The sequence below is a fragment of the Pseudotabrizicola formosa genome, assembly GCF_002900965.1.
Lineage (GTDB): Bacteria > Pseudomonadota > Alphaproteobacteria > Rhodobacterales > Rhodobacteraceae > Pseudotabrizicola > Pseudotabrizicola formosa.
In genome coordinates this window covers 150,923-174,507 of the sequence record NZ_PJOM01000003.1, presented here as the reverse complement: position 1 = coordinate 174,507, position 23,585 = coordinate 150,923, and the positions used below count along the sequence as shown (strand labels likewise).

Sequence of the window (23,585 nt, the reverse complement as noted above, 5' to 3'; positions counted from 1 at the left end):
CCGGACGGCACCTTGGCGGATCAGGCCGATTTCTTCACGAACTGGCACAGGATCACGATTGTCTGGCCATTGACCTTGCCTTCGATCTGGCCTGCATTGTCCTGCACCAGCCGGATGCCCCGCACCGCCGTACCGCGCTTGGCCACCATCGAAGACCCTTTGACCGGCAGATCCTTGGTCAGCACGACCGTATCACCGGCCGCCAGCAGAACCCCGTTGCTGTCACGATGCTCTACCCCCGCGACCGCCGCCCCCTGCCCCGCCTGGGCACGGGCCAGTACGTCGGGGTCGAGATACACGGTCTCCAGCAGCTCTGCCGCCCAAGGCTCTGCGGGCAGGGCTTTCAACATGCGATAGGCCGCAATCTGTGTGGCTGCATCCTCGGACCAGACGGCATCGCCAAGGCAACGCCAGCGCGGGCCCGGCGTAATATCCCCGGCCAGGCCAGCCGCGCATGTCAGGCACAGGACCGCAACATCCTGACCGGGGGTGAGGGACACCGGGCTGGCATCGGGCGCGGTACAAAGAATACAGGTCGTCATCGGCTTGGCCTTTCAGGCAATGGAAAAGGGCGCGCGGATCCCCGCGCGCCCTTTGGCTCTTACGCCGGCGTAGCAGATCAGGCGATGATTTTCGACACCACGCCTGCGCCGACGGTGCGGCCGCCTTCGCGGATGGCGAAGCGCAGTTTTTCTTCCATCGCGATCGGGGCGATCAGTTCGACGTTGAACTTCAGGTTGTCGCCCGGCATCACCATCTCGGTGCCTTCGGGCAGCTGAACCATGCCGGTCACGTCGGTGGTGCGGAAGTAGAACTGCGGACGGTAGTTCGCAAAGAACGGCGTGTGACGGCCGCCTTCTTCCTTGGTCAGGATATAGGCCTCGGCTTCGAACTTGGTGTGCGGGTTCACCGACTTCGGCTTGCACAGCACCTGGCCACGTTCCACGCCTTCACGGTCGATGCCGCGCAGCAGAACGCCGACGTTGTCGCCAGCCTCACCACGATCCAAGAGCTTGCGGAACATTTCCACGCCGGTGCAGACCGACTTCTTGGTGTCGCGGATGCCGACGATTTCCACTTCGTCGCCAACGTTGATCACGCCACGCTCCACACGACCGGTCACAACCGTGCCGCGGCCCGAGATCGAGAACACGTCTTCGATCGGCATCAGGAACGGCTGGTCAACCGCACGCGCCGGGGTCGGGATATACTCGTCAACGGCCTTCATCAGGGCGTGGATCGAATCTTCGCCGATGTCCTTGCGCTCACCGATCATCGCCTGATGGGCCGAGCCCTTGATGATCGGAATGTCGTCGCCCGGGTATTCGTAGGACGAGAACAGCTCGCGGATTTCCATTTCCACCAGCTCGATCAGCTCTTCGTCATCCACAAGGTCAACCTTGTTCATGTAGCAGACCATGTAGGGAATGCCGACCTGACGGCCGAGCAGGATGTGCTCGCGCGTCTGCGGCATCGGGCCGTCCGAGGCCGCGCAGACCAGAATGGCACCGTCCATCTGCGCCGCACCGGTGATCATGTTCTTCACATAGTCAGCGTGGCCGGGGCAGTCGACGTGGGCGTAGTGACGGTTCGGGGTTTCATATTCAACATGCGCGGTCGAAATCGTGATCCCACGGGCCCGCTCTTCCGGCGCACCGTCAATCTGGTCATAGGCGCGGAATTCGCCATAATACTTCGTGATCGCCGCCGTCAGCGTCGTCTTGCCGTGGTCAACGTGGCCAATCGTGCCAATGTTGACGTGCGGTTTGTTCCGTTCAAACTTTGCCTTTGCCATTCGCCAGCGCCCTTGAATTCGGGGGGCTCGCGCAAGATGCGTTCAGAGCCCCGTGCTACACGGGCGGCGAAGTAAGCTGTTCCCGGGGGGAAATCAAGCCTTTGTCGGCAGTTCCCAAGGGTCAGGGTGCGGAAGACGGCGCAGGCACCGGCCCACGCACCGCCGGCTGCCCAGCGGCAGACAGCGGTGCTGGAACCGGGGCAGAGACAGCTGAGACCCCGTCTGTGGCAGCCCGCGCCGTATCCGACGGCAGGCCGAACCACTCCGGGTTCTGCAAGAACCACTCCTCAACCCGCTTGACGGCGTTATAGGCAAGCGCATCCATCTGCTCTTGCTTGTTGCGCGTCAGCCCGGTGCCGATCACCGTCTCTCCCGACAGGCTCTCAAACACGGTGATCTGCTTGCCTTCGGCATTCAGCTTCAGACGGGCCGCATCATCCCAGACATTGGCGGTGACAACCAAAATCGACTTCGGTGCCGCGACGACCGGTATGCCGGGAGGGGCGAGCGCATAACCATCAACCGAAATGCCAATGTTGTACAGCTTGGTGCCCTGATACCGGCCAAAGCGGTCTTCGACGGCCTTTTTCATTGCAGCCTCCCATTCCGCTCCGCTGGCATCGCGCGAGATCGGAACCTTTTGGGTCTTGTCGGTCACCACGATGTTCAGGCCGAGGGCAAAGTTACCCAATGGCACCGGCGGTTCGGCCAGATCGTTTCGGGCACAGCCAAGCAGCAGGGTCAGACAAAGTCCAAGTCCGATCAGGCGGGTGCGGGTCATGGGCGGTTTCCTTGCAAAGGGCTCAGTCCGAATATCCCGTGGCGAGAGGTCGCGCAAGGCGGGCTGTACCGATGCAAAACGCCGGCACCGTCCTATATCACAGACAGCCTTCGGAGCCAGCATGACAGATCAACGCCCCAATGCGACCACGCAGACCCCGGTCAGGGTACCTTTGGCGACACGTCCCTTGGGTGTGTTCGGCTCGCTTGCCGCCGGGCGGCGCAATGTTCTGGAACTTATCCCCGAGATTGCCACCCATGCGCCAATCCTGTCCGGACGGACCGGAAAACGCTGGCATATGGTGATGGACCCAGATGCTTTGCGCCATATTTTGCGGGACAATGTAGAGAATTACCCCAAATCTGTGGTGACCAAGCTTATCCTGGAGCCGGCCATTGGTGACAGCCTGTTCGTGGCGGAAGGGCAAGACTGGCTCTGGCAACGGCGGACGGCCGCACCGGTGTTTTCACATCGCAACGTGGCCGCCCTTGCCCCTGTGATGACAACCGCCGCCGAGAGGGCCTCGGATCGCATCGGCAGGGGTGCGGGCCGTGCCGTCAATTGTTATGACGAAATGGTGACCGCAACCTTTGAGGTGATTTCGGATGTGACCTTTTCCGATGGCGAAGGGTTTGACCGTGCGTCGGTGCACCGGGCCATCGAGGATTACATGGCTCAGACCGCCCGCGTGTCGTTGCTTGACATCATCGGTGCCCCGGCCTGGGTGCCACGACCGGGGCGGATAGTTTCTGGCAGTGCGATGCGTCAGATGAAGCGGGTGGCCGACACCTCGATCCAACGCCGTCGGTCCGAGGGAAATGGCGGGGTGCCGGATCTGCTCGACCTTCTGCTGGCCGGCGAAGACCCGAAATCGGGCCGCAAGATGACCACGCCAGAGTTGCGGGACAATCTGCTGACCTTCATCGTGGCGGGGCATGAAACGACGGCGCTCACCCTGTCCTGGGCCCTTTATCTGTGCGCCTTTGATCCGGCGGTTCAAACGGCCGCGCGCGAAGAGGCACAGGCCCTGTTGGGCGACCGTGCCGCAACCGCCAGCGACATTGCCGGCCTGCCATTGATCCGGCGCATCATTGATGAAACGCTGCGCCTCTATCCTCCGGCGGCGTTCCTGTCGCGCACCGCCCAAGCCTCTGACACATTGTGCGGGCGCGAGGTACAGCCGGGGGATACCGTGATCCTGCCGATCTATGCCTTGCACCGCCATCATGCGCTGTGGGACCAGCCCGACCGCTTTGATCCCGGTCGGTTCGACGGGACAAAGCCGCCGGAGCGCTATGCCTATCTGCCGTTCGGTGATGGCCCGCGCGTGTGCATCGGGGCGAATTTCGCCCTGCAAGAGGCTGTCATCATCCTTGCCACCCTGCTTGCCCGCTTCCGCTTTGATCTGGTGCCGGGCAAGATGCCAGCTCCGGTGATGATCCTGACCCTCCGCCCCGAAGGCGGTGTCTGGCTGACCATCACGCCCGCCTGACCCCGGCTCATCATGTCGTGACCTTCCCAGTCAGGTGCATACCCTGTCGGCATGTGTTTTGCAGCGCGCCCGGTGGGGCGGCCAGCGCCGCCCCTTGCCGGCAAGGCTCAGACCAAGGCTGCCGCCTTGGCATGCAGATGCGCCACCAGACCCGGGTCCAGCTTCAACCGGGCGGCAAGCATGGCAAGATAGCCTTTTTCTGCCGCCCCCTCGCTGTCCACCGTCAGCAGTGACGCTGCATAAATCTCCGCGGCCTCTTCTTCGTTGCGCGCCAATGCAGCGATCCGTCCGGCATCCAGCGGCGCGTCCAGTTCTGCATTGATCATTGCCGAGGCTTCCGCCTCCAACCCCAGCGCTGCCAGTTGCGCGTCGATGCGCGCGCGTTCCTGCGGCGTCACATGGCCATCTGCCTTTGCCGCCGCGACCATCGCCTGCAACAGCCGTGCCGACAGGTCATTGGCCTGGGCCGGATCAGAAGGCAGGAACCGCGTGCCTTCGGGCTGCGGCAGTGCCATCGGCCCGGGTTCTGCGGTTACCGCCTTGCCCGCCTGCCAATCCTGATACGCCTTGTAGGCCAACCCTCCGATCAATGCGGCACCGCCAACCTGCACCCCCGTCCCCAGCACCTTGCGGCCGGTGTCAGACATGAGAATACCCAGCAAGCCACCGGCAATGGCACCCTTGCCCAAGGTGGACTGCCCGCCCCAAAGCTCTTTGGCCTTCTGACCAAGACCATCGGCGCTTTGCATCCCGACCTTGCCCCCCGTCGCCTGGCTGACCTGACCGAGCACGGAATCGAGCAAAGATTTGGCGTTGAACATGTCGACACTCCCTATAAAAGCTGTTGTGAGCCGAGATGGGGAGTGCAGAGGGTTTTCGCAACGCCTGCCGGAGGCGTTTTACGCCTGCCCCCAGCCCCCGCCCCCGGGTGTCAGCATTTCGAACACCGCGCCTGCCGGCAGATCGCGTTCGTCATTGCCCTTCAGCGGCTCGCGGCGTCCATCCGGCCAGATCACCCGGTTTTCCCCCAAGGCCCCGGCTGCGCCTCCGGCCATGCCAAAAGGCGGGATCTGACGACTGCCGCACAGCGTGGTTACAGTCACCGGGGTCAGAAACAGCATCCTTCGCAGCGCGCCATTGCCGCCGCGCCATTCGCCCGCCCCGCCAGAGCCATGGCGGATTGCGAACGCTTCCAGCCGCACCGGGAACCGCTTTTCCAGAATTTCTGGATCGGTCATCCGCGTGTTGGTCATGTGGCTTTGCACCGCATCGCAGCCACCAAAGCCCGGTCCCGCCCCGGTACCGCCTGCAATGGTCTCATAATTCTGGAACCGCGCGTTGCCCCAGACGAAGTTGTTCATCGTGCCCTGCGACGCAGCCATGATCCCCAGGGCGCCATAAAGCGCATTGCAGGCCGCCTGCGACACCTCGGTATTGCCCGCGATCACCGCTGCCGGTGCCCTTGGGTTCAGCATCGACCCCTCTGGCAGGATGATTGTCAGCGGACGCAGGCAGCCCTCGTTCAGGGGGATGGGCTTGCCAACCAAGGTCCGGAAGACATAAAGCACCACCGCCCGCGCTACGGCGGCGGGCGCGTTGTAATTGCCATTCTGCTGCGGGCTGGTGCCGGTGAAATCGATCACGGCGCTGCGGGTCGCACGGTCTACCCGCACTGACACCTTGATCGTTGCCCCGATGTCCATCGGACAGACAAAACTGCCATCTGCCAGCCGGTCAATCACGTCGCGGACACAGGCATCGGCGTTGTTCTGTACATGGCCCATGTAGGATGAAACAACTTCTGCGCCATAGGCCGCGACCACCCGCAACAACTCGCGCCGTCCCGTTTCATTGGCGGCGATCTGGGCTTTCAGATCGGCCATATTCTGATCGACAGACCGCGCCGGATAGCGCGCCGATGTCAGCAAGCTCCGCGTTGCCTCTTCGCGCAACATCCCCTGTTCCACCAGGGGGAACAGGTCGATCAGCACGCCCTCTTCCTCGATGTGGCGGCTGTCGGGCGGGGACGATCCCGGCGTGCGCCCGCCTATGTCTGCATGGTGCCCGCGCGAGCCGAGCCAGAACGCCGGGACGCCATCAACAAACACCGGTGTGATCACGGTCACATCCGGCAGATGGGTGCCGCCGTTGTAGGGGCTGTTCAGCATCCACGCATCCCCCGCACGGGCCATGCCTTGCGTTGCCGCGATCACCACTTTGACCGCGTGGGACATGCTGCCCAAATGTACCGGTACATGCGGTGCATTGGCGACCAGATCACCATGGCGGTCAAAAATCGCGCAGGAAAAATCCATCCTTTCCTTGATGTTGACGGACCAAGCCGTATTCGCCAGCGTCGCCCCCATTTGATCTGCGACCGACATGAACAGGTTGTTGAACACTTCCAGCAACACCGGGTCGGCATGGGTGCCAAGCGCAGGCGGGCGGGCCAGTGCTTCTGTCCGCTCAAGAATCAGATTGCCGGCACGATCAACGCGGGCCTGCCAGCCGGGGTCCACCACCACCGTTCCAGTTGTCTCTTGCAGGATGGCGGGGCCGGTAATCTGCGCGCCTTCGGGCAGGTGTGTCCGGTCATACAGCGGCACCTGCGCCCAGTCGCCGATCCAGACCCGTTCTGTGCTGATCGGCCCTCCCTGCCCCTGCGGCGCAACTGCGGCGGGCAGTGTCGCTCCGTCACCGATCGCCTCGACCGCCAGTATTTCGAACAGCACCGCCCGTTCGGGCGAGCTGAAGCCAAAGCGCGCTTGATGCGCCGCCTCGAAGGCTGCTTTCATGTCGGCTGCCTCGCCGAAGGCAACCTCCAGTGGCTGGTGCGAGCCGTCATAGCGCAGATGGGCGCGGGCGAGGATGCGCGGGTTGACCGCTCCCTGCGCTGCAACCTCGGCCCGGACCTGCGCGGTGATCGCCTCAAGCGTCGAACGTGCCTCTGCCATCGCCGTCAGGGGCGCATCAAATTGCACCTCATTCAGCGCGCGGATCTCGGCCAGCCCCATGCCGAAGGCCGACAAAACCCCCGCGAACGGGTGAATGAAAATCCGCGTCATCCCCAAGGCATCGGCCACGCCGCAGGCATGTTGCCCGCCTGCGCCACCAAAGCATTGAAGCGTGTAGCCGGTCACATCATGCCCGCGCTGGACCGAGATCTTCTTGATCGCATTGGCCATGTTGTCGATGGCGATCCGCAGGAAGCCACTGGCAAGCTCCTGCGGGGTCAGTGCGGCCTGGCCGGTGGCCTGTGCAATCTCTGCGCTTATCGCATGACATCGGGCCTGTGCGATGTCAGCGTCGAGCGGGTCGGTCCCCTTCGGACCAAATACTGCCGGGAAATGAGCGGGTGACAACCGACCCAGCACGACATTGCAATCGGTGATCGTCAGCGGCCCGCCACGACCATAGGCCGCAGGGCCGGGATTGGCCCCTGCACTTTCAGGGCCCACCTGCAAACGGCCATCCCGAAAGCTGCAGACCGACCCACCGCCCGCTGCCACCGTATGGATGTCCATCATCGGCGCGCGCATCCGCACACCGGCCACCTCGGTTTCAAAGCTGCGCTCATAGACCCCGGCATAATGACTGACATCTGTCGAGGTGCCGCCCATGTCGAAGCCGATCAGCCGGTCAAACCCGGCCACTGTCGCTGTCTGCACCATCCCGACGATGCCGCCTGCGGGGCCAGACAGGATCGCATCCTTGCCCATGAAACGATGCGCTTCGGTCAGCCCGCCGGAGGACTGCATGAAAAGCAGCCGCTCCGTCGCGCGGCCCATATCCAGCGCCCCTTCGACCTGCGCAACATAGCGGCGCAAAATGGGCGACAGGTAGGCATCAACCACCGTGGTATCACCGCGCGCCACCAGCTTGGCCAGACGGCTGACCTGATGCGACAAGCTGATCTGGGTAAACCCTTCCTCCGCCGCGATCTCCCCAACCCGCGCCTCATGTGTGGGGTTGAGGTAGCCATGCATCAGCGCCACGGCGACAGCCCGGATGCCTTGGCCATGCGCGGTCCGCAAGGCAGTCCGGGTGGCGGCCTCGTCCAGCGGGGTAATCTCTGTCCCTTCGGCATCCAGCCGCCCCGGCACTTCGGCCACCACCTCGTGCAGCAGATCAGGGCGTTTGATATGCAGGGCAAACAGGTCTGGCCTTGCCTGGTTGCCGATGCGCAGCAGGTCGGCAAAACCCTGGGTGATCAGCAAGAGCACCCTCTCCCCCTTGCGCTCCAGCAGAGCGTTGGTGGCCACGGTGGTGCCCATCTTGACCGCCCCGATCAGCCCGTCCGGAATGGCCTCATCCGGTCGAAGAGCCAGACAGTCACGGATGCCCTGCACGGCGGCATCAGCATAGCGTTCGGGGTTTTCCGACAAAAGCTTGCGGGTCTCCAGACTGCCATCCGGGCGGCGGGCCACCACGTCGGTGAAAGTGCCGCCCCGGTCGATCCAGAATTCCCACCTGCCCATGAACGTCCTCGTTTTCCTGCTTCCTTTGGGTGGGGCATGGGGCAAGAGGTGTCAACAGGGTGCCGGGAGGAAATTGGGCGGCGCAGTGCGGATCCCGCCGCACCATGACTTGTCTGACTGTTTCGCGGCGATGGGTTGGCCAGTCCAGATCAGGCGTGCCACACCTCTGCCCTTTGGTCGGCGGCGGATACCACAGCCGAGGACAGACCCCGCCCGCATTGAACGCAAAGGCTGGGGCTCGCTGCCCCTTCGGGGCGCAGTGAATTGGGCTTTGCGTCGATGGGAGGGCATGGCTATCGTAGGAGGCAAAATCTGGAAAGCCTGCGCAATGACCCTGCCCGCAAAAAGACTGACCCTACTTCCGGACACGCTGGCCATCGACATCGCACAAGAGGCCAAGGCGCCAGCCATCCGGGCGCTGGATCTGTCAATGTTTGCGGCGCAGGATCTGGTAAACCTGATCTTGCAGCGATCCGAAGTTCTGTTTGACATGCCACGGTCGGGGCAGGTGATCCGCGCCTGGAACGCAGGAGACGAAGGGCCCATCCGCGCATGTGTGGAGCGCTGTGGCGACGCGATTGCCAGACGGGCGGCAGGGGTCATCCATGCCGAGTATCGCCGGCTTGCACCGTTGCTCTTGGCCAATCCTCCAACCCGCGTCGCCGATATCGGCTGTGGCTATGCGCTGTTCGATCTGTTTCTGGCGCGCGATACTGCGGCGAGCCTGGTGCTGATCGACATCGAACAGAACACGCGGCGACATTTCGGCTATGCCGAGGAAGGAGCCGCCTATGCCAATTTATCGGTCGCGCGCGCCTTGTTGGAGGCCAATGGCATTGCGGCGGGGCGAATCGAGACGGTGAACCCCGAACGTGCGGATCTGGGCGCGCTGGCACCTGTCGATCTGGCCGTCAGTTTCCTGTCTTGCGGCTTTCACTACCCGGCCAGCACCTATGCGACGTACTTCCAAAACAGTGTGGTCCCCGGGGGCACGATCCTGCTGGACCTGCGTGCGGCGACAGCAACCGCCCAACTGGCCGGGCTGGAAGGCATGGGCACTGTCCGCGACCTGCCCGCCCCGCCCAAGGCACGCAGGATTTTGTTGCTCAAATCTGCCGCCTGAGCTTCGAGCCGTCAGGCAAAACGGAAGCTGGCGGACAAGGGCAACGCGCGCGCGCGGGTGCCGGTCAGCGCGAACAGCGCATTCGCCAGCGCTGGGGCAGCCGGCGGGGTGCCCGGTTCACCGATGCCACGGATCTTGGCGCCGCTTTCAAGGATCCGCACCTCAATTTCGGGGCATTGGCGCAGGCGCAGGGGCTCATAGTCCCAGAAGTTCTGCTCCTCCACATGGCCCCCGGCAAAGGTGATCTGGCCATTTATCGCAGCCGACAGGCCAAAGACCATCCCGCCCGACACCTGCGCCTCGATGTTGCGCGGGTCCAGCGCCGTGCCCACATCCACTGCTGCCCAGGCCCCGGTCAGGCGGATGCCATCCGGCGTGTCTTCCACCTCGATCACCTCGGCGGTGGGCACGCCGAAGGACAGGCAGAAGGCCACGCCAAACGCGCGGTTCGGGCGCGCCGCGCCCCAGCCTGACATCTCGGCCACAGCCTCCAGCACCTGGCGCGAAGGCAGGTGCGTCAGGTGCCGCAATCGGAAGGCCAAAGGGTCAACCCCGGCCAGATGCGCAAGTTCATCCACCGCACAATCGTGGAAGAACCCATTGTGCGAGGCCCCGACCGAGCGCCAGAACCCCAGCGGCACGGTGCGCGGCGCGCGATGGGTGATGACGCGGTAATTTGGAAAATCGTAAGGCTGTTCCCATGCGCCCTGCGACAGTGTGCTGTCAGGCCCGGCCATGGGAATACCAAACCGTTCGCCGAAGGTTTCCATGATCGAGGGAGCCGCGATGGCAAGATCGAAGGACTCGATTACGCCATCCCTGACGCTGCCCGAAAAACGGGCGGTCGCCATCGGGCGGAACGGGCCTTGAGTCATGTCTTCTTCGCGCGACCAGGTGACCAGAACCGGAACGCCCGGCAATGCGGCGGCGAGGGTTGCGGCGTGAACCGTGACATCAACCTCGCTGCGCCGGCCAAAACCGCCGCCCATCAGGGTGGTGTGCAAGGTGACGTTTTCTTCCGCGATGCCTGCCGCCTTGGCGGCGGCCCTGCGGGCAAATCCCGGTGCCTGTGTGCCGACCCAGACGGTAAGGTGGCCATCCTGCAGATGGGCAGTGGCCTGCATCGGTTCCATCGTGGCATGGGCCAGCGGCGGAACCTGATAGTCGGCCTGCAGCCTTTGTCCGGTCATCTGGGTCACGTCACCATCATCGCGGGCGGTGGCGTCGACAGTCTCGGCGGTAAAGGCCGCGGCAATCTGGCTGCGCATTTCATCACTGGTGGCGGGATAGGCGGCTGCGGTCCAGTCAAAGGTGACAGCGGCAGCCCCCTGCATCGCGGCCCAGGTGGTGGTGCCGACCACAGCAACGCCATTGCCAAGGGCAAGGACCTCTTCCACGCCGGGAAGGGCCAAGGCGGCAGTGGCATCAAAGCTGGTCATGGCCGCGCCAATGGCGGGATTCATCCGGACGGTGGCAAAGCGCATGCCGGGCAGGCGGATATCTCCGGCAAATATGGCGGTGCCTGTGGATTTCTCCACCATGTCGACACGCGGCAAAGACTTGCCCAGCAGCGTCCAGTCTGCGCGGGGTTTCAGCGGCGGCACCTCCGGCAAATCGCTGGCGGCCGCATCAACCGCCAGATCGGCATAGGGGATACGGGTGCCATCTGCGGCAATGACCGCGCCACCTTCGGTGCGCAATGTCTCCACCGAAACGCCCAGACGACGGGCGGCGGCCTGCACCAGCGCCATCCGCGCCACAGCCCCGGCGGCGCGCATCTTGTCATAGCCATCGGGGATCGAGGTCGATCCGCCAGTGATCTGCAGGGCCAGAAACTTTGCCGGGATCGCCATGGCAGAGCGGGCGGTTTCAGCCAGCCAACTTTCATCAGTGGGCGCGAAGGGCACGCCCTCCTCCAGCATGGCGGCGTTATAATAGGCCGCGGCCGGCGGGCCGTGCATCACCCGGACCTGATCCCAAGGCAGATCCAGTTCCTCGGCCACCAATGCGGCAAGGGTGGACTGGATGCCCTGCCCCATCTCGGCGCGTGGGGTGATAATGGTCACGCCCTGCGGGTCGATCAGGACATAGGGCGTGATGGCCCCGATCCCGGCGCCTGCAATCGGGTTGGCATGGGGCCTGCGATAGGCATAGGTGCCAAAGGCAACACCGCCCAGAATGGCGGCAGAGCCGATCAGAAAGCTGCGGCGGGCGATGGTTCCCAAACGGCTCATGTCACACCTCACGCAGGCGGTTGGCGGCATCGAGCACGGCGGCCCGAATGCGGGGATAGGTGCCGCAGCGGCACAGATTTCCATCCATGGCCGCGTCAATGTCCTGCACAGTAGGGTCGGGGTTTTCGGCCAGCAGGCTGGCGGCCTGCATGATCTGGCCTGACTGGCAGTAGCCGCATTGGGCCACCTGATGCGCGATCCAAGCCGCCTGCACGGCGTGCAGCGCAGCGGGAGTGCCTAAACCTTCAATCGTGGTGACAGAAGCCCCCGCCACATCACCCAGAGCGGTCTGGCACGACCGTACCGCCACGCCATCGACCATCACCGTGCAGGCCCCGCAAGCGGCGACGCCACAGCCATATTTGGTGCCGGTCAGGTTCAGCCCGTCGCGCAACGCCCATAGAAGCGGCGTGTCTTCGGGCAGATCGACCGTGGCGCTGATGCCGTTGACAGTCAGGGTCGTGGTCATGGCTGGATCTTTCTGGCAAAGGGTCCGGGCTGCCGACGACAGGCCGCCCTGACAAAATGAGCGCGAAATGTCAGAGTGTCAATTGACGGGATGCGAAATCTTCGTCACAGGAAGTAAATGCGTACTGAGATGGACAAACCGCCCCTGCAAGGGGCGGGCCGTGCGGCTGACCGTCAGGACATGATCCTTGACGCGGCCTTTCACGCCTTTGCGACCTATGGCTATCGCCGCACCACGATGGATGACATCGCGCGCGGGGTGGGGCTGTCGCGGTCGGCGCTGTACCTCCATTACCGCAATAAGGAAGATGTGTTCCGCAAGTTGGCAGAACGCTACTTTGCCGAGGCGATGGAGGCGATGGAGGCGGCGTTGATGGCCCCCGGCCAGACCCCGGAACAGGCGCTGATCGCAGCCTTCATCGCCAAGGACGGCAAGTTCATGGATGTGGTGCTGGGCACCCCGCACGGGTCGGAACTGCTGGATGCCGGCATGAGCCTGAGCCGGGATCTGGCCGATCAGGCCGAGGCGCGCAAGATCGGCCTGCTGGCGCGCTGGCTGGCGGCGCTGCCTATGGCGGACGGCATTGGATCACCCGAAGCGGTGGCGCGCACGATCATCGTGTCGGCCATGGGGTTGAAGTTCCCCGGCCAGACGCTGGACGGCTACCGGCAGGGCCAGCGACAGCTTGCGCGGCTGTTCGCGCGGGCGATCACCGGCTGACGTGGGGATACTATTCTGCCGGGTGGGGCTGCGTGGCCTGCTGCAGCTCTGCCGTCAGCAATTCGGTTTCCGCCGCACGAGAGCGCGAGAAGCCGGCAAGCAGCAGATACGCAACAGGGGTTACAAACAATGTGGCCAGCGTGGCAAGACCAAGCCCCCCCACAATGATCGCCCCCAGCACCGACCGCGCCTCCGCGCCGGCACCCGTCGCCAGAAGCAACGGCAAACCGCCCATCACGGTGGCCACCATCGTCATCATCACCGCACGCAGGCGTGTAACGGCAGCCTGCTGAATGGCGTCACGCACCGTGGCACCCTTTTCCCGTAATTGATCGGCAAATTCGACGATCAGAATCCCGTTCTTGGCCATGATCCCCACCAGCAGGACCAGTCCGATCTGGGAGTACACGTTCAGGCTGCCGCCGGTGAACAGCAGGGCAAAGATCGCGCAGGAGATGCCCAAGGGCACCGTCGCCATGACGATGATGGCAGAGACAAAGCTTTCGAACTGCGCCGACAGCACCAGAAACACCACCAAAAGCGCAATCCCGAACGTGATGACCAGCCCCGAAGACGTTTCGCCCAGCGTCGCCGCCTCGGCCAGTGGCAGAATTCGGGTGCCGTCGGTCGTCAGGTCGGCGGCCAGCAGCTGCACCTCTGTCAAGGCATCGCCCAAAGCAAGCTCGGGCGTCAGGCCCGCCGTGATGGGGACAGAGCGCATCTGCGATTCCCGCTCCAGCTGTGGCGCAACCGCGCGTTCGGTCAGGGTGACGAAGGTCGAAATCGGCACCATCAGCCCGTCGCCTGAGGGCACAAAGATCCGCTCCAGATCGCCCGGATCGTTGACCGGGTCGGCGTTCGAGACCAGACGGATGTCAAAGCTGTCATCATCCAGAAACAGCGTACCGACGGTGCGCCCATCGAGCACAGCCTGCAAAGCCTCAGCCATGCCGGCGATTTCGACCCCCAGATCTTCGGCACGGGCACGGTCAATTTCGACGAACAACTGCGGCTGCGTAGTGTCGTACCCAAGGTTGACCTGCCCGAAGCGGGGGTCGTTCTCCATCTGCTCCACCAAGGCGCGGGCGGTTTCGGCAAGAGTGTCATAATTATCGCCGGTCAGTGCAAAAGACAGCCCCCGACCTGCGCCACGGATGCCCAGCGAATTGGGCTGGATGGCGAAAGCGCGTACGCCGATAACCCCACGCAACTTGCCGGTCAGTTCCGAGGCAATCTCTTGCTGGCTTCGGACCCGGTCGGCCCAGTCCGCCAGCGAGATGACGATGAAGCCACGGTTGTCCTGCCCGCCCTGCCCCACAATCGAGAACACGCTGGTGACTTCGCCCGCATCCCGCAGCGGCGCGACAAGTTCTTCGATTTCGCGCATGCGGGCATCGGTATAGTCCAGTGACACGCCCTGCGGGGCCTGAACCGACAGCAGGATCACCGAGCGGTCTTCCGCCGGAGTCAATTCCTGCCGAAGATTGGAAAAGGTGGCGACGGAAACGGCCGCAAACAAAGCCGCCAGCGTGACGACGACCAAGGGCGCCGAAAGACAGGCGCGCAACGCCCCGGCATAGATCCGTGCCAACCGGTCGCCAAGCCGGGTCATCACGCTGTCAGGGATCTCGACATGCGGGCGCAACAGTTTGGCCGCCAAGACCGGGCACAGGCTGAGCGCTGTGACAGACGACAGCAGGACCGCAATCGCCAGGGTAAAGCCGAATTCGCGGAACAGCCCGCCGGTTTGGCCCGGCAAGAAAGACAAAGGCACAAAGACCGCCGCCAGAGTGCTGGTGGTGGCCAGCACAGCAAAGAATACCTGCTGGGTGCCCAGCACCGCCGCTGCCCGCGCGCCCATCCCCTCGGACCGCCGGCGCACGATGTTTTCCAGCACGACAATGGCATCGTCCACCACCAGACCGGTTGCCAGAACCAAAGCCAGCAAGGTGATGATGTTGACGGAAAACCCAGCCATCCAGATCGCAGCGAGCGTGCCGATAAGGGCAACCGGCATGGCGATGATGGGGATCAGCGTCGCCCGCACGTCGCGCAGGAACAAAAAGATCACCGCCGTCACGATCAGGACCGACAGGCCAAGTGCCAGCTCCACCTCATGGATGGCACCCTCGATGAAGTCGGCACTGTCTGATGTGACGAACATCTTCACATCCTCTGGCAACATCGGCTGCAGATCATCGACCACCTGCCGCACCGCTTCGGATATCGCCAGAGAATTGCCGTTGGCCTGCCGGATGATGCCGATACCGACGCCTGTCTCACCATTGGCGCGCAGGATCGACGCACCCGGGTCGGGGCCGAGGGTGACCTGCGCCACATCGCCCAGACGCACGTTGCCCGCAACCGTCAGCGCCTCGATCTGATCTGCGGTGCGGATGGCAGCAGTGGTGCGGACCAGAAGGCTTTGGCTTTCGGAGCTGAGCGCGCCGGCGGGGGAGTCAAAGGCGGCATTGCCCAGCACGGCGCGGAGATCGGCAAGGGTGAGCCCGCGTGCCGCCAACTGCATCACATCGACATCGACACGAAACGACAGGTCCCGATCGCCATAGATCTGAAGATCTGCCACGCCCGGCGCGGCCAGAAGCCGCGATTCAACCTCATCCGTGACCAGCGTGGTCAGCTCATCCGCACTGCGCCGCGACGAGGTGACGGCGATGCGCAGAATGGCATCGGCGTCGGCGTCAGATTTCACCACACGCGGCGCATCCGCATCGTCGGGAAGATTGTTGACCTGCCGGGCGACGGCATCGCGCAGGTCGGTGGCGGCCACGTCCAGATCGACGCTGTCATTGAATTCGACCGTCACCCGGCTGGACCCGAAGCGGGACGAGGATGAGATCGATTTTACCCCAGCCACCCGTCCCGCCGCCCCTTCGATCACCGCCGTTATCTCGCGGTCGATGGTTTCGGGGGCGGCCCCGGCATAACTGGTGCTGACCGAAACAACGGGTCGGTCCACCGCCGGCAGTTCGCGAACATCGGCCCCCATCAATCCGGCGAACCCACCAATGACGATCAGCGCATTCAGCACAAAGGCCAGGATCGGGCGGCGCACGAACAGGGCCGTGCTTTGACCCAAGGTTGCGGCAGCGGCGGCAGCCGTGGTGGGGCGATCATCCATCGGCATCAGCTCCTTGGTGGGGCAAGCGAGACTTCGGCCCCCGGACGCAGGGCCTGCACCCCTTCGGTCACGACAAGGTCGCCGGGTTGCAGGTCGGCTTCGATCAGCACGGCATCGGCGTTGCGTTGCAGGATGCGGATGGGCATGCGGGCTGCCTTCATCGCGCGCACGACCCAGACAAAGGCCCCGTCGGTGCCCCATTGAATGGCCAAGGGGCTGACGGCGGGAACTTCGGCCCCGGTGAATTCCATCGAGATCTGAAACGCCATGCCGGCACGCAAGGAGTCATCTGTATTGGCGATGCTGGCCTGTACCCGCAAGGTGCGGCTGGACTCATCAACCCGGTTGTCGACAGCGATCACCTCTCCGGCAATCGCATGGCCGGGGGTGGAAATTGGTGTGGCCCGCACGCTGGCGCCGGGAAGAACCTGCGCCGCGATGCGTTCCGGCACCCGGAAATCGACAATCAGGTTGGACCGGTCCTCGATCCGGGTGATGGTGGTGGTCGGGGTGACCAGATCGCCGATCTGCGGCTCGATCAACCCGACGTAACCGGCGATGGGCGCGGTCAGGCGGTGATCATCCAGATCGCGCTGTGCCGATTGGAGACCAAGATCGGCGGTGCGCAGCGCCAGCTCGGCATCCTGCCGTTGCAGGCTGGTGGTGGTGCCCGACTGCGCAAGCTGCGACAGACGGTCGATCGTCTGCTGCGCATCGGCCAGCACCAGACGCGCGCGTTCCACCGCAAGCCGGGCATTTTCGGCATCAAGTTCGGCGATCACCTCCCCCGCCGCGACTGCCTGGCCCGGGGCCACCTGCAAGGCGGTAAGGCGCCCGGTCACCCCGAAGGACAGATCCACCGACTGCGCCCCGCGCGCCGAACCGATGGCATCGATCATGTTGCTAAGCAGCCTGCGTTCCGCTTCAGCCGCGATGACCTGCGTCGCCCCGCCAGACCTTGAACGATCTTGCGCCCCGGCGGACGCCTCAGCCGCATCTGCAGGCACGACCCCCAGAGCCGTCAGCGGGCCCAGCAGCCCGGCCTGTGCCAGCCAGGGGCGGGTTCCCGGCACGAAGCGCGCGGCAAGCGGAGTGGCGATTGCGACAATCACAACGATTGCCACAAGTTGCGGCACAAGTTTCATCCGGGGTATGGTCCCTTTGGTTCTGGCGGCAGTCCTGTAAAACAGAGCGGTGCAGCGGCCTTTTGCGCAACACAGACAAATTCCTGGCCGTGAGCATAGGCCCTTGAGAGCAAAGGGGAAGAGCCCCCACCAAGATTTGACCGTTGCCGCCCGTTTGAAGGGCAATCTGCCGCCATCACATGCTGGGACAGGTCTGCTGGCCGACAAGAAGCGATAGGTTGGTCGTGAGCGTTTTCTTTCCGGTCCACAGTGTCAGCGTACCGAGAAAAAACGCTTCGTCGCAGACCAGGTCATGTGGTACAACCTATACGTGCACGATCGGACCGTAAGACTCTGCTGCCGCTTCTCTGAGAGTGGCTGATCCACAGCCTTTTAAGCAGTTCATCCACCCGACAGGACAGGTCCGAGGGGTGGTCTTAATGCATACGTTTCACCTTGACCCCGCGCCACATGGCGAAGGACGCTGGTATGAAAGTGCTGTACATTATCTTCTGGCTGATGCTCTGGGCCGCGCCTTCACGGTCAGACCCGGCAGCGCAGAGGGCCATGCTGTCCAGTCTGAAAATTCATCATGACATGGGCGGGCGGCTGGATCGGCGACAGGATGAAATTCGCAAATTGCGCCGCAGTGGTCAGGCGGTCGAATTGCGCGGCAAGTGCTATTCGGCCTGCACCATGTATCTGGGCCTGCCAAATGTCTGCGTCAGCCCGGAGGCAACTTTCGGATTTCACGGTCCACAACGCCTGTTCGGGCAGATGCCGCGGGATCTGTTCGACCATTGGTCAGACGTGATGTCCCATAACCTGCGCCCGCCACTGCAACGTTGGTTCATGTCAGAGGCACGGTTCGTGGGGCAACAGGTGATGATCCTGCCCGGGTCGGCCCTGATCCGGATGGGCTATACCCCCTGCCGTGACGCTGGCCGCGCCGTTCAGAGCGCATCGGCTGCCAGCGGGAACCCATAGACACTGCGGCTGTCCACCCCGACTGCCGAGCGCAGACTGCGGCTGCGCGCCGCGCATTCCAGTCGCATCTCGACCATGTCAGCGCGCAATTCTATGATCTCTGCCTGACGGTTGTAGAACTCCTCTTCGTTGTCCAGCAATTCAGACAACTGCCGGGTGCCCAGATCGAAGTACTGGCTGCGGTACAGCGCCCGGGTTTCCGTCACCAATGCGATTTGCCGTTCAAGCATTGACATCTTTTGCCGCGCTGCCGACAGGTTGCGCTGCAATCCACGAGACCCAAGGTCTGCGTCCAGTTGCGCCGCCTCGACACCGGCTTGAGCGCCCAAATGCGCGTTGCGCGCCGCATTGGCCCGGGCAGTCAAGGCTCCGCCCTCCAGAATGTCGGATTGCACCCCCATGTTCAGCCCGACATTGGCACCGCCATCGCCGCCGCCGCGTACAACCGGGTTGAGCGATATCTTGGGCAGGCGTGAGCGCTCGGCCCGTTCCAGTTTCAGCTGGGCCTTGGCCAGACGAAGCTGTGCCATCCGCATGTCATCGGTACCGCCGGGGGCCTGGCATGATCCGTCGGGCAGAACCACACTGCCCCCTGCCGTCAGGCCGGTCAGACGCAGCAGCCTGTCTTGCGCCTCGGCCTCGGCAAGCTGGGTGTCATGCACCAGAAATTCCGCTGCCTGAATGCGCTTTCGGGTTTCCAGAAGATCGGGGGATGTCGCAGCTCCAGTCTCGGTGCGGGCCCGGATCAGGGCTTCCAGTTTGCGCATTGCAGCCAGCTGCTCACGCCGCACGTCCAGCAGGTCGCGGTACATGCGGGTGGCGTCATAGGCTGACAATGCCGCCACAAGGGTTTCGTCAACCGTCTGCTGAAAGGCCAGATAGTTGATCTGCAGATCAATGTCGGCTGTGGTCACCGCCCGTTTCGTGTCGCCGAAGTCCAGAACAAGCTGGCGACCTTCCAGATCCAGCGCCGCGTCGCCCCTGCCCGCATCACCGATGCCGCCGCCGAGCGTCAGGCCCAGGCTGGGGAAAAGGGCCGCGCGTTGCACCCGCACATCATCTGCACTGGCAGCGACAAGACTTGCAGCCTCCCGCAGGGCCGGGCTTTTCAATAGGCCACCAGTGGCTGCATCATGGGCCGTTTCCCCCTCCGGCGATGTCAGAACCGCAAGCCCCGCTGCCTTGGCGCGGATCGCGGCCTCGGTTCCATCAGCCTCACGCAGACCGGTGCAGCCTGTCAGGGCCGCCAGCACTGGCAACAGGCACACAAGGTGCAACGGAGCCGTCCGGAACAGGCGCATCGCCAGTCGCATATGTCAGTTCACCCGCCCGGTGATCAGATCGGCACATTGCGGGCGACGCCAGACCGACCCCTGCACCTTGCCTTGGGCATCGTAGTAAATCCGATATTGGCAAACGAGCCGGTCTTGCCCGGTCAGCGACAGGGACAGGTTGTATTCCGCCATTCCGGCATCCGGGCTGATCAAGACAGGCTTACCGATCGCGGCCTCGACCATGGCTGCGTCCTGGCCCGTCGCAATCATACGTACGGCAGAAAGGGTGTCGCGCCTGCCGCTGCGGGCATAGCGGGCATCCAGATCGGGATAGTCACGCCAGACCCGGGAAAAACCGTCATCCGGATCGACAAGGTTCAGCCGGTCGGGCGCAGCTCCGCCCACACAGGCCGCGAGCAAAGGAAGCGAGAACATCAGCGCCAGAATGGCACGTTTGCTGAAAGGCCTGATCATCATGTCGGGAACCTCATTGATAAAGAACGGATATGCGCGCAGAGGCGCTTTGGCAAGGCGATGGGTCACCGTTCCCGCAAGGCCTCTTGCGCACGGTTGAAGGGTTTTATCAGGTACTGCCAGACGGTCTTTTCGCCGGTGCGGATGTCGACGGTGGCGATCATCCCCGGCACGATCGGGAACCGTGCTCCTGCGGCATTTTCCAGATGATTGGCCCGGGTACGGATGAAGATGCGGTAGTAAACCTGATCAGGTTTGACCTCATCGCGCACAGTGTTTGGCGAGATGGTCACCACTTCCCCTTCAAGACCGCCAAAAACGGCATAGTCATAGGCCGAGATCTTGACCATGGCCGCCTGCCCCGGATGGATGAACGCAATGTCGCGGGGGGAAATCCGGGTTTCGATCAGCAACTGGTCATCCATCGGCACGATGGTCAGCAATTCGCCACCGGGCGGGATCACCCCGCCGATGGTTGTCACGGCGATATCCTTGACAACGCCGCGCATCGGGGCGTGAAAGGTCAGCCGGTTCAGTTGGTCCGAGCGGCCGCGCATGACCGAAGCCTGGACTTCAGCTTCAGCCGTTACACGCTGAAGCTCTTCGCCGCTTTTCACCAGCGTATCGGCGCGCAGCCGGCCAATTTCCAGTTCTGTCTGCGCTGCCTCGCGCTGAAGCCGGATCAATTCGACCCGGCTAGATGCGCCGGAGGCCTGCAGCTTTTGGTTGATCTCCAGCTCCTGCCGGATCAGGTCGAGTCCCTCGGTCAGGCCTGCAAGGGCATCCGTCAGGCTGTTGCGGCGCGAATGGAACAGCGCCAGTTCATTGGCACGCAATTCGGCAAAGCGGTCATCGTTCAGCACGGCCGGGAACGTCACATCAGGCGCGCCGCCAATTTCCGCCCGCAGCCGGGCCGCTGCGGCGATGGCGGCATGGTAGCGCGCCGCCGCCTCCTCTACATTTGAAACCGAGCGGGTTGGATCCAGACGCGCCAGCACCTCGCCCGCCTCGACAATCGCACCTTCACTGACATCCAGTGATGCCAGAATGCCCCCTTCCAGCGACTGCACGACCTGCTCGCGGGCACTTGGAACAACCGTGCCCTGTCCGGTCGACACCTCGGCAAGCGGAAAGTAGGTCGCCCATGCCAGAAAGGCCATCAGCATGGCAAAGACTGCCCAGACCAGATTGCGTTCAGCATGGGCCGGTTGCCGCGGGCGTCGGGCGGCCTTGAAGGGTGAAGACATCGTCATGCTGTGGCCTTTCCGGCACGGAGTTGCGCCAGAACCTGATCCTTTGGCCCGTCATGGACAATGGCACCATTGGACACGACGATCAGCCGGTTCACCATGCGCAGCACGGCCGGTCGATGGGTGGCAACGATAACGCTTATGTCGCGGTCCAGCCCGGCCAGCATTTCGATCACCGCAGCCTCTGACACTTCATCCAGCGCGGCGCTGGGTTCGTCCAGCAACAGCACCTTGGGGTGACGCAGCAAAAGGCGCGCCAACAGCAACCCCTGCCGCTGCCCGCCCGACAGGCCAAGCCCGCCTTCCTGGACCATGTGGTCCAGCCCGTCCGGCAGTTTGCGGATGAAGTCGGCAAGCCGCAGACTGTCCAGCACGCTCAGAATCTCATCATCTGATGCCATCGGTGCGCCAAGTGTCAGGTTTTCACGCAATGAGCCGTGGAACAGGCGCGCACCTTGCCCCATGATGCAGATGTCGCGGCGCAGATCGGCAGGGTCCACCCATCCCATCGAGACGTCATCGACCCGTATTTCACCCGTCAGCGGTTCCAGAAGGCCGGCAAGCGCCGACAACAAGGTCGACTTGCCCGCACCATTGCGGCCCAGAATGGCGATCCGCTCGCCCGGCGCAATCTCCAGCCGGTCAACTTTCAGGACCGGGGTCTTGGCGTCATGGCCAAAGACCGCATCCCGCAGACGGAACACCCCGCGGATCACCGGCTTGTGGATGCGGCGGCTGTCTTCCGGCGCGTCGACGGGCAGCGCCATCAGCCGGTCCAGCCCTTCACGCGCAACCTTTGCCTGCTGCCAGCGGTTCAGGATCTGGGTCACCGAGGTCAGGGGAGACAGCATGCGCGACGACAGCATGGATGCGGCCACCAGGACGCCTGTGCTCATCTCGCCGGCCATTACCATCGGGGCACCGAAAAAGATGACGAAGGCGAAGACCGCCGCCTGCACCGTCTGTGCCCAGGCCGACAGTCGGCCGACCAGATCTCGCAACGCCATCGCAGACGTCGCTGTTGTTTCGTTGTAGTGGTTCCACAGGTTCTGAAACCGCGGCTCGGCCTGCAGTGCCTTTATGTCATCCATGCCCTGCACCGCCTCCACCAGCATGGCGCTGCGCAACGCACCTTCGCGTGTACTGGCCTCGGCCAGACGGCGCAGACGTTTTTGCGCCAGCAGCCCCGGAGCAATGAGCAGAACCGCAGCGATCAGCGGGATCCAGACCAATGGTCCGGCGATGTAGAAAAACAGAACCGAAAACAGCAGAAAGAACGGCAGGTCGGCGATTGCCGCAACCGTGGTCGAGGTCAGCATCTCGCGGACGTGTTCGAGTTCGCGGATCTGCGAGATAAAGGTACCAGTCGACCGGGGACGGGCCATGTTGCGCACCCGCAGCGCATGGCCGAACACCCGGTCCGAAATCCGCAGATCAGCCGCCTTGCCTGCCACATCGGTTATGCGCGCACGCGCCGTCTTCATCAGATGGGCAAAAAGGGTCGCCAGCAAGACGCCCAGGAACAGCACCTGCAAGGTCGTCATCGACTGTGACGGGACCACGCGGTCATAAACCTGCATGGAAAAGACAGTGCCTGCCAGCGCAAGCACATTGCTGACCAGCGATGCAACCATCACCGCGCGGTAAGGCGCTACATCGGACAGAACCAGCTTGCGAAGCCAGTCAGGCCGCCAGGGTTTGATGTAGTCATCGACGCGCCGGTCAGGCATCGCCGTCACCGGGCGCAGCACAAACAAGCGTTTCAGCCGTGCCGCGAGCGTCGCGTGGTCCATTAAGACCAGCAGACCCTTTTCGCCTGACACTGCCGCGCCAAAACCGGTGGCCGTTTCGGTTTCGATCACCGCGACCTCACCGCCTTGAAATTCTGCCAGCAGTGGCAGGCGCAGTCCGGTGATACTGCCCGGATCAGCCGCCACTTCCTTCAGCTGCAACCCGGCCGAGCGGGCCAGCCGCTGCAGCTGATCCTGCCCGCCTGACCATGCCAGATCCAGCCGCAATTGCTCGGGCGAAGGGGCCAGCCGGTAATGAGCGGCAATCCTTAGCACCGCCTCTGTCCAAGCCGCGGACTGCGGATCAGAGACGGGTTGGGGCAGGACCGGCTGATGAGTCACGTCTCGCATCTTTGTTTGTTCCACCCGATACCGGAAAACAACCGGCACCGGGACCATTCCAATCTGGTCGGGAGCGGCACACCCATTCCCCTCTACCAAGCCGCTGCCCC

At 63.6% G+C, this 23,585-nt stretch carries 17 protein-coding genes; 4 read left to right on the top strand and 13 right to left on the bottom strand.

What is annotated here, in order from left to right; all coding sequences use genetic code 11:
* Window positions 1-20: 20 nt before the first annotated feature.
* From CXR43_RS11990 to CXR43_RS11980, 3 genes are all read right to left on the bottom strand, one after another.
* Window positions 21-542 (bottom strand): alkylphosphonate utilization protein, encoded by a 522-nt coding sequence (locus tag CXR43_RS11990; RefSeq protein ID WP_103334328.1) that lies wholly within the window; start codon window positions 540-542, stop codon window positions 21-23.
* A 77-nt stretch (window positions 543-619) separates the two neighbouring features.
* Complete coding sequence (gene tuf / locus CXR43_RS11985; RefSeq protein ID WP_103334327.1) at window positions 620-1,795, bottom strand: elongation factor Tu; 1,176 nt, start codon at window positions 1,793-1,795, stop codon at window positions 620-622.
* Between the two features lie 121 nt (window positions 1,796-1,916).
* On the bottom strand, window positions 1,917-2,576 hold the full coding sequence (locus CXR43_RS11980; RefSeq protein WP_246831379.1) for a hypothetical protein: 660 nt from the start codon (window positions 2,574-2,576) through the stop codon (window positions 1,917-1,919).
* Window positions 2,577-2,697: 121 nt separating this feature from the next.
* On the opposite strand from CXR43_RS11980, the gene CXR43_RS11975 reads away from it, so the two are divergent.
* Window positions 2,698-4,068: a cytochrome P450 gene (locus CXR43_RS11975; RefSeq protein WP_103334326.1), complete on the top strand. Its 1,371-nt coding sequence runs from the start codon at window positions 2,698-2,700 to the stop codon at window positions 4,066-4,068.
* Window positions 4,069-4,175: 107 nt separating this feature from the next.
* Here the strand turns inward: CXR43_RS11975 and CXR43_RS11970 are convergent, their stop codons facing one another.
* Window positions 4,176-4,889 (bottom strand): tellurite resistance TerB family protein, encoded by a 714-nt coding sequence (locus tag CXR43_RS11970; RefSeq protein WP_103334325.1) that lies wholly within the window; start codon window positions 4,887-4,889, stop codon window positions 4,176-4,178.
* Window positions 4,890-4,967: 78 nt separating this feature from the next.
* On the bottom strand, window positions 4,968-8,546 hold the full coding sequence (locus tag CXR43_RS11965; protein WP_103334324.1) for a hydantoinase B/oxoprolinase family protein: 3,579 nt from the start codon (window positions 8,544-8,546) through the stop codon (window positions 4,968-4,970).
* 328 nt (window positions 8,547-8,874) lie between these two features.
* Here CXR43_RS11965 and CXR43_RS11960 point away from each other — a divergent pair, with 328 nt between their 5' ends.
* Window positions 8,875-9,669 (top strand): SAM-dependent methyltransferase, encoded by a 795-nt coding sequence (locus CXR43_RS11960; RefSeq protein ID WP_246831378.1) that lies wholly within the window; start codon window positions 8,875-8,877, stop codon window positions 9,667-9,669.
* 11 nt (window positions 9,670-9,680) lie between these two features.
* Here CXR43_RS11960 and CXR43_RS11955 read toward each other — a convergent pair whose 3' ends face one another.
* Both CXR43_RS11955 and CXR43_RS11950 read right to left on the bottom strand, forming a co-directional pair.
* Window positions 9,681-11,903, bottom strand: coding sequence for a xanthine dehydrogenase family protein molybdopterin-binding subunit (locus tag CXR43_RS11955; protein ID WP_103334323.1), 2,223 nt, complete (start codon window positions 11,901-11,903; stop codon window positions 9,681-9,683).
* A 1-nt stretch (window position 11,904) separates the two neighbouring features.
* Complete coding sequence (locus tag CXR43_RS11950) at window positions 11,905-12,372, bottom strand: (2Fe-2S)-binding protein (RefSeq protein WP_103334322.1); 468 nt, start codon at window positions 12,370-12,372, stop codon at window positions 11,905-11,907.
* Between the two features lie 129 nt (window positions 12,373-12,501).
* Between CXR43_RS11950 and CXR43_RS11945 the strand changes: the two genes are divergently transcribed.
* Window positions 12,502-13,092 carry a TetR/AcrR family transcriptional regulator gene (locus CXR43_RS11945; protein WP_168219824.1) on the top strand — a complete coding sequence of 197 codons (591 nt, stop codon included), beginning with the start codon at window positions 12,502-12,504 and terminating at the stop codon, window positions 13,090-13,092.
* A 10-nt stretch (window positions 13,093-13,102) separates the two neighbouring features.
* On the opposite strand, the gene CXR43_RS11940 is transcribed toward CXR43_RS11945, so the two are convergent.
* Together CXR43_RS11940 and CXR43_RS11935 are read right to left on the bottom strand one after the other, a co-directional pair.
* Complete coding sequence (locus CXR43_RS11940; protein ID WP_103334668.1) at window positions 13,103-16,234, bottom strand: efflux RND transporter permease subunit; 3,132 nt, start codon at window positions 16,232-16,234, stop codon at window positions 13,103-13,105.
* Between the two features lie 5 nt (window positions 16,235-16,239).
* Window positions 16,240-17,379 (bottom strand): efflux RND transporter periplasmic adaptor subunit, encoded by a 1,140-nt coding sequence (locus CXR43_RS11935; RefSeq protein WP_103334320.1) that lies wholly within the window; start codon window positions 17,377-17,379, stop codon window positions 16,240-16,242.
* A gap of 468 nt (window positions 17,380-17,847) precedes the next feature.
* On the opposite strand from CXR43_RS11935, the gene CXR43_RS11930 reads away from it, so the two are divergent.
* A complete protein-coding gene (locus CXR43_RS11930) occupies window positions 17,848-18,345 on the top strand; it encodes a hypothetical protein (protein WP_146036514.1) in 498 nt (165 codons plus the stop codon).
* Here CXR43_RS11930 and CXR43_RS11925 read toward each other — a convergent pair.
* From CXR43_RS11925 to CXR43_RS11910, 4 genes are all read right to left on the bottom strand, one after another.
* Complete coding sequence (locus CXR43_RS11925) at window positions 18,312-19,658, bottom strand: TolC family protein (protein WP_103334318.1); 1,347 nt, start codon at window positions 19,656-19,658, stop codon at window positions 18,312-18,314. The two genes, CXR43_RS11930 and CXR43_RS11925, sit on opposite strands and share 34 nt — an antisense overlap.
* A 3-nt stretch (window positions 19,659-19,661) precedes the next feature.
* A complete protein-coding gene (locus CXR43_RS11920; protein ID WP_146036513.1) occupies window positions 19,662-20,096 on the bottom strand; it encodes a hypothetical protein in 435 nt (144 codons plus the stop codon).
* A gap of 62 nt (window positions 20,097-20,158) precedes the next feature.
* Window positions 20,159-21,346, bottom strand: a complete 1,188-nt coding sequence (locus CXR43_RS11915; protein WP_103334316.1) for a beta-barrel domain-containing protein — start codon at window positions 21,344-21,346, stop codon at window positions 20,159-20,161.
* Window positions 21,343-23,484, bottom strand: a complete 2,142-nt coding sequence (locus CXR43_RS11910) for a type I secretion system permease/ATPase (RefSeq protein WP_103334667.1) — start codon at window positions 23,482-23,484, stop codon at window positions 21,343-21,345. Before CXR43_RS11910 ends, CXR43_RS11915 begins: the two co-directional genes overlap by 4 nt.
* Between the last annotated feature and the right edge of the window lie 101 nt (window positions 23,485-23,585).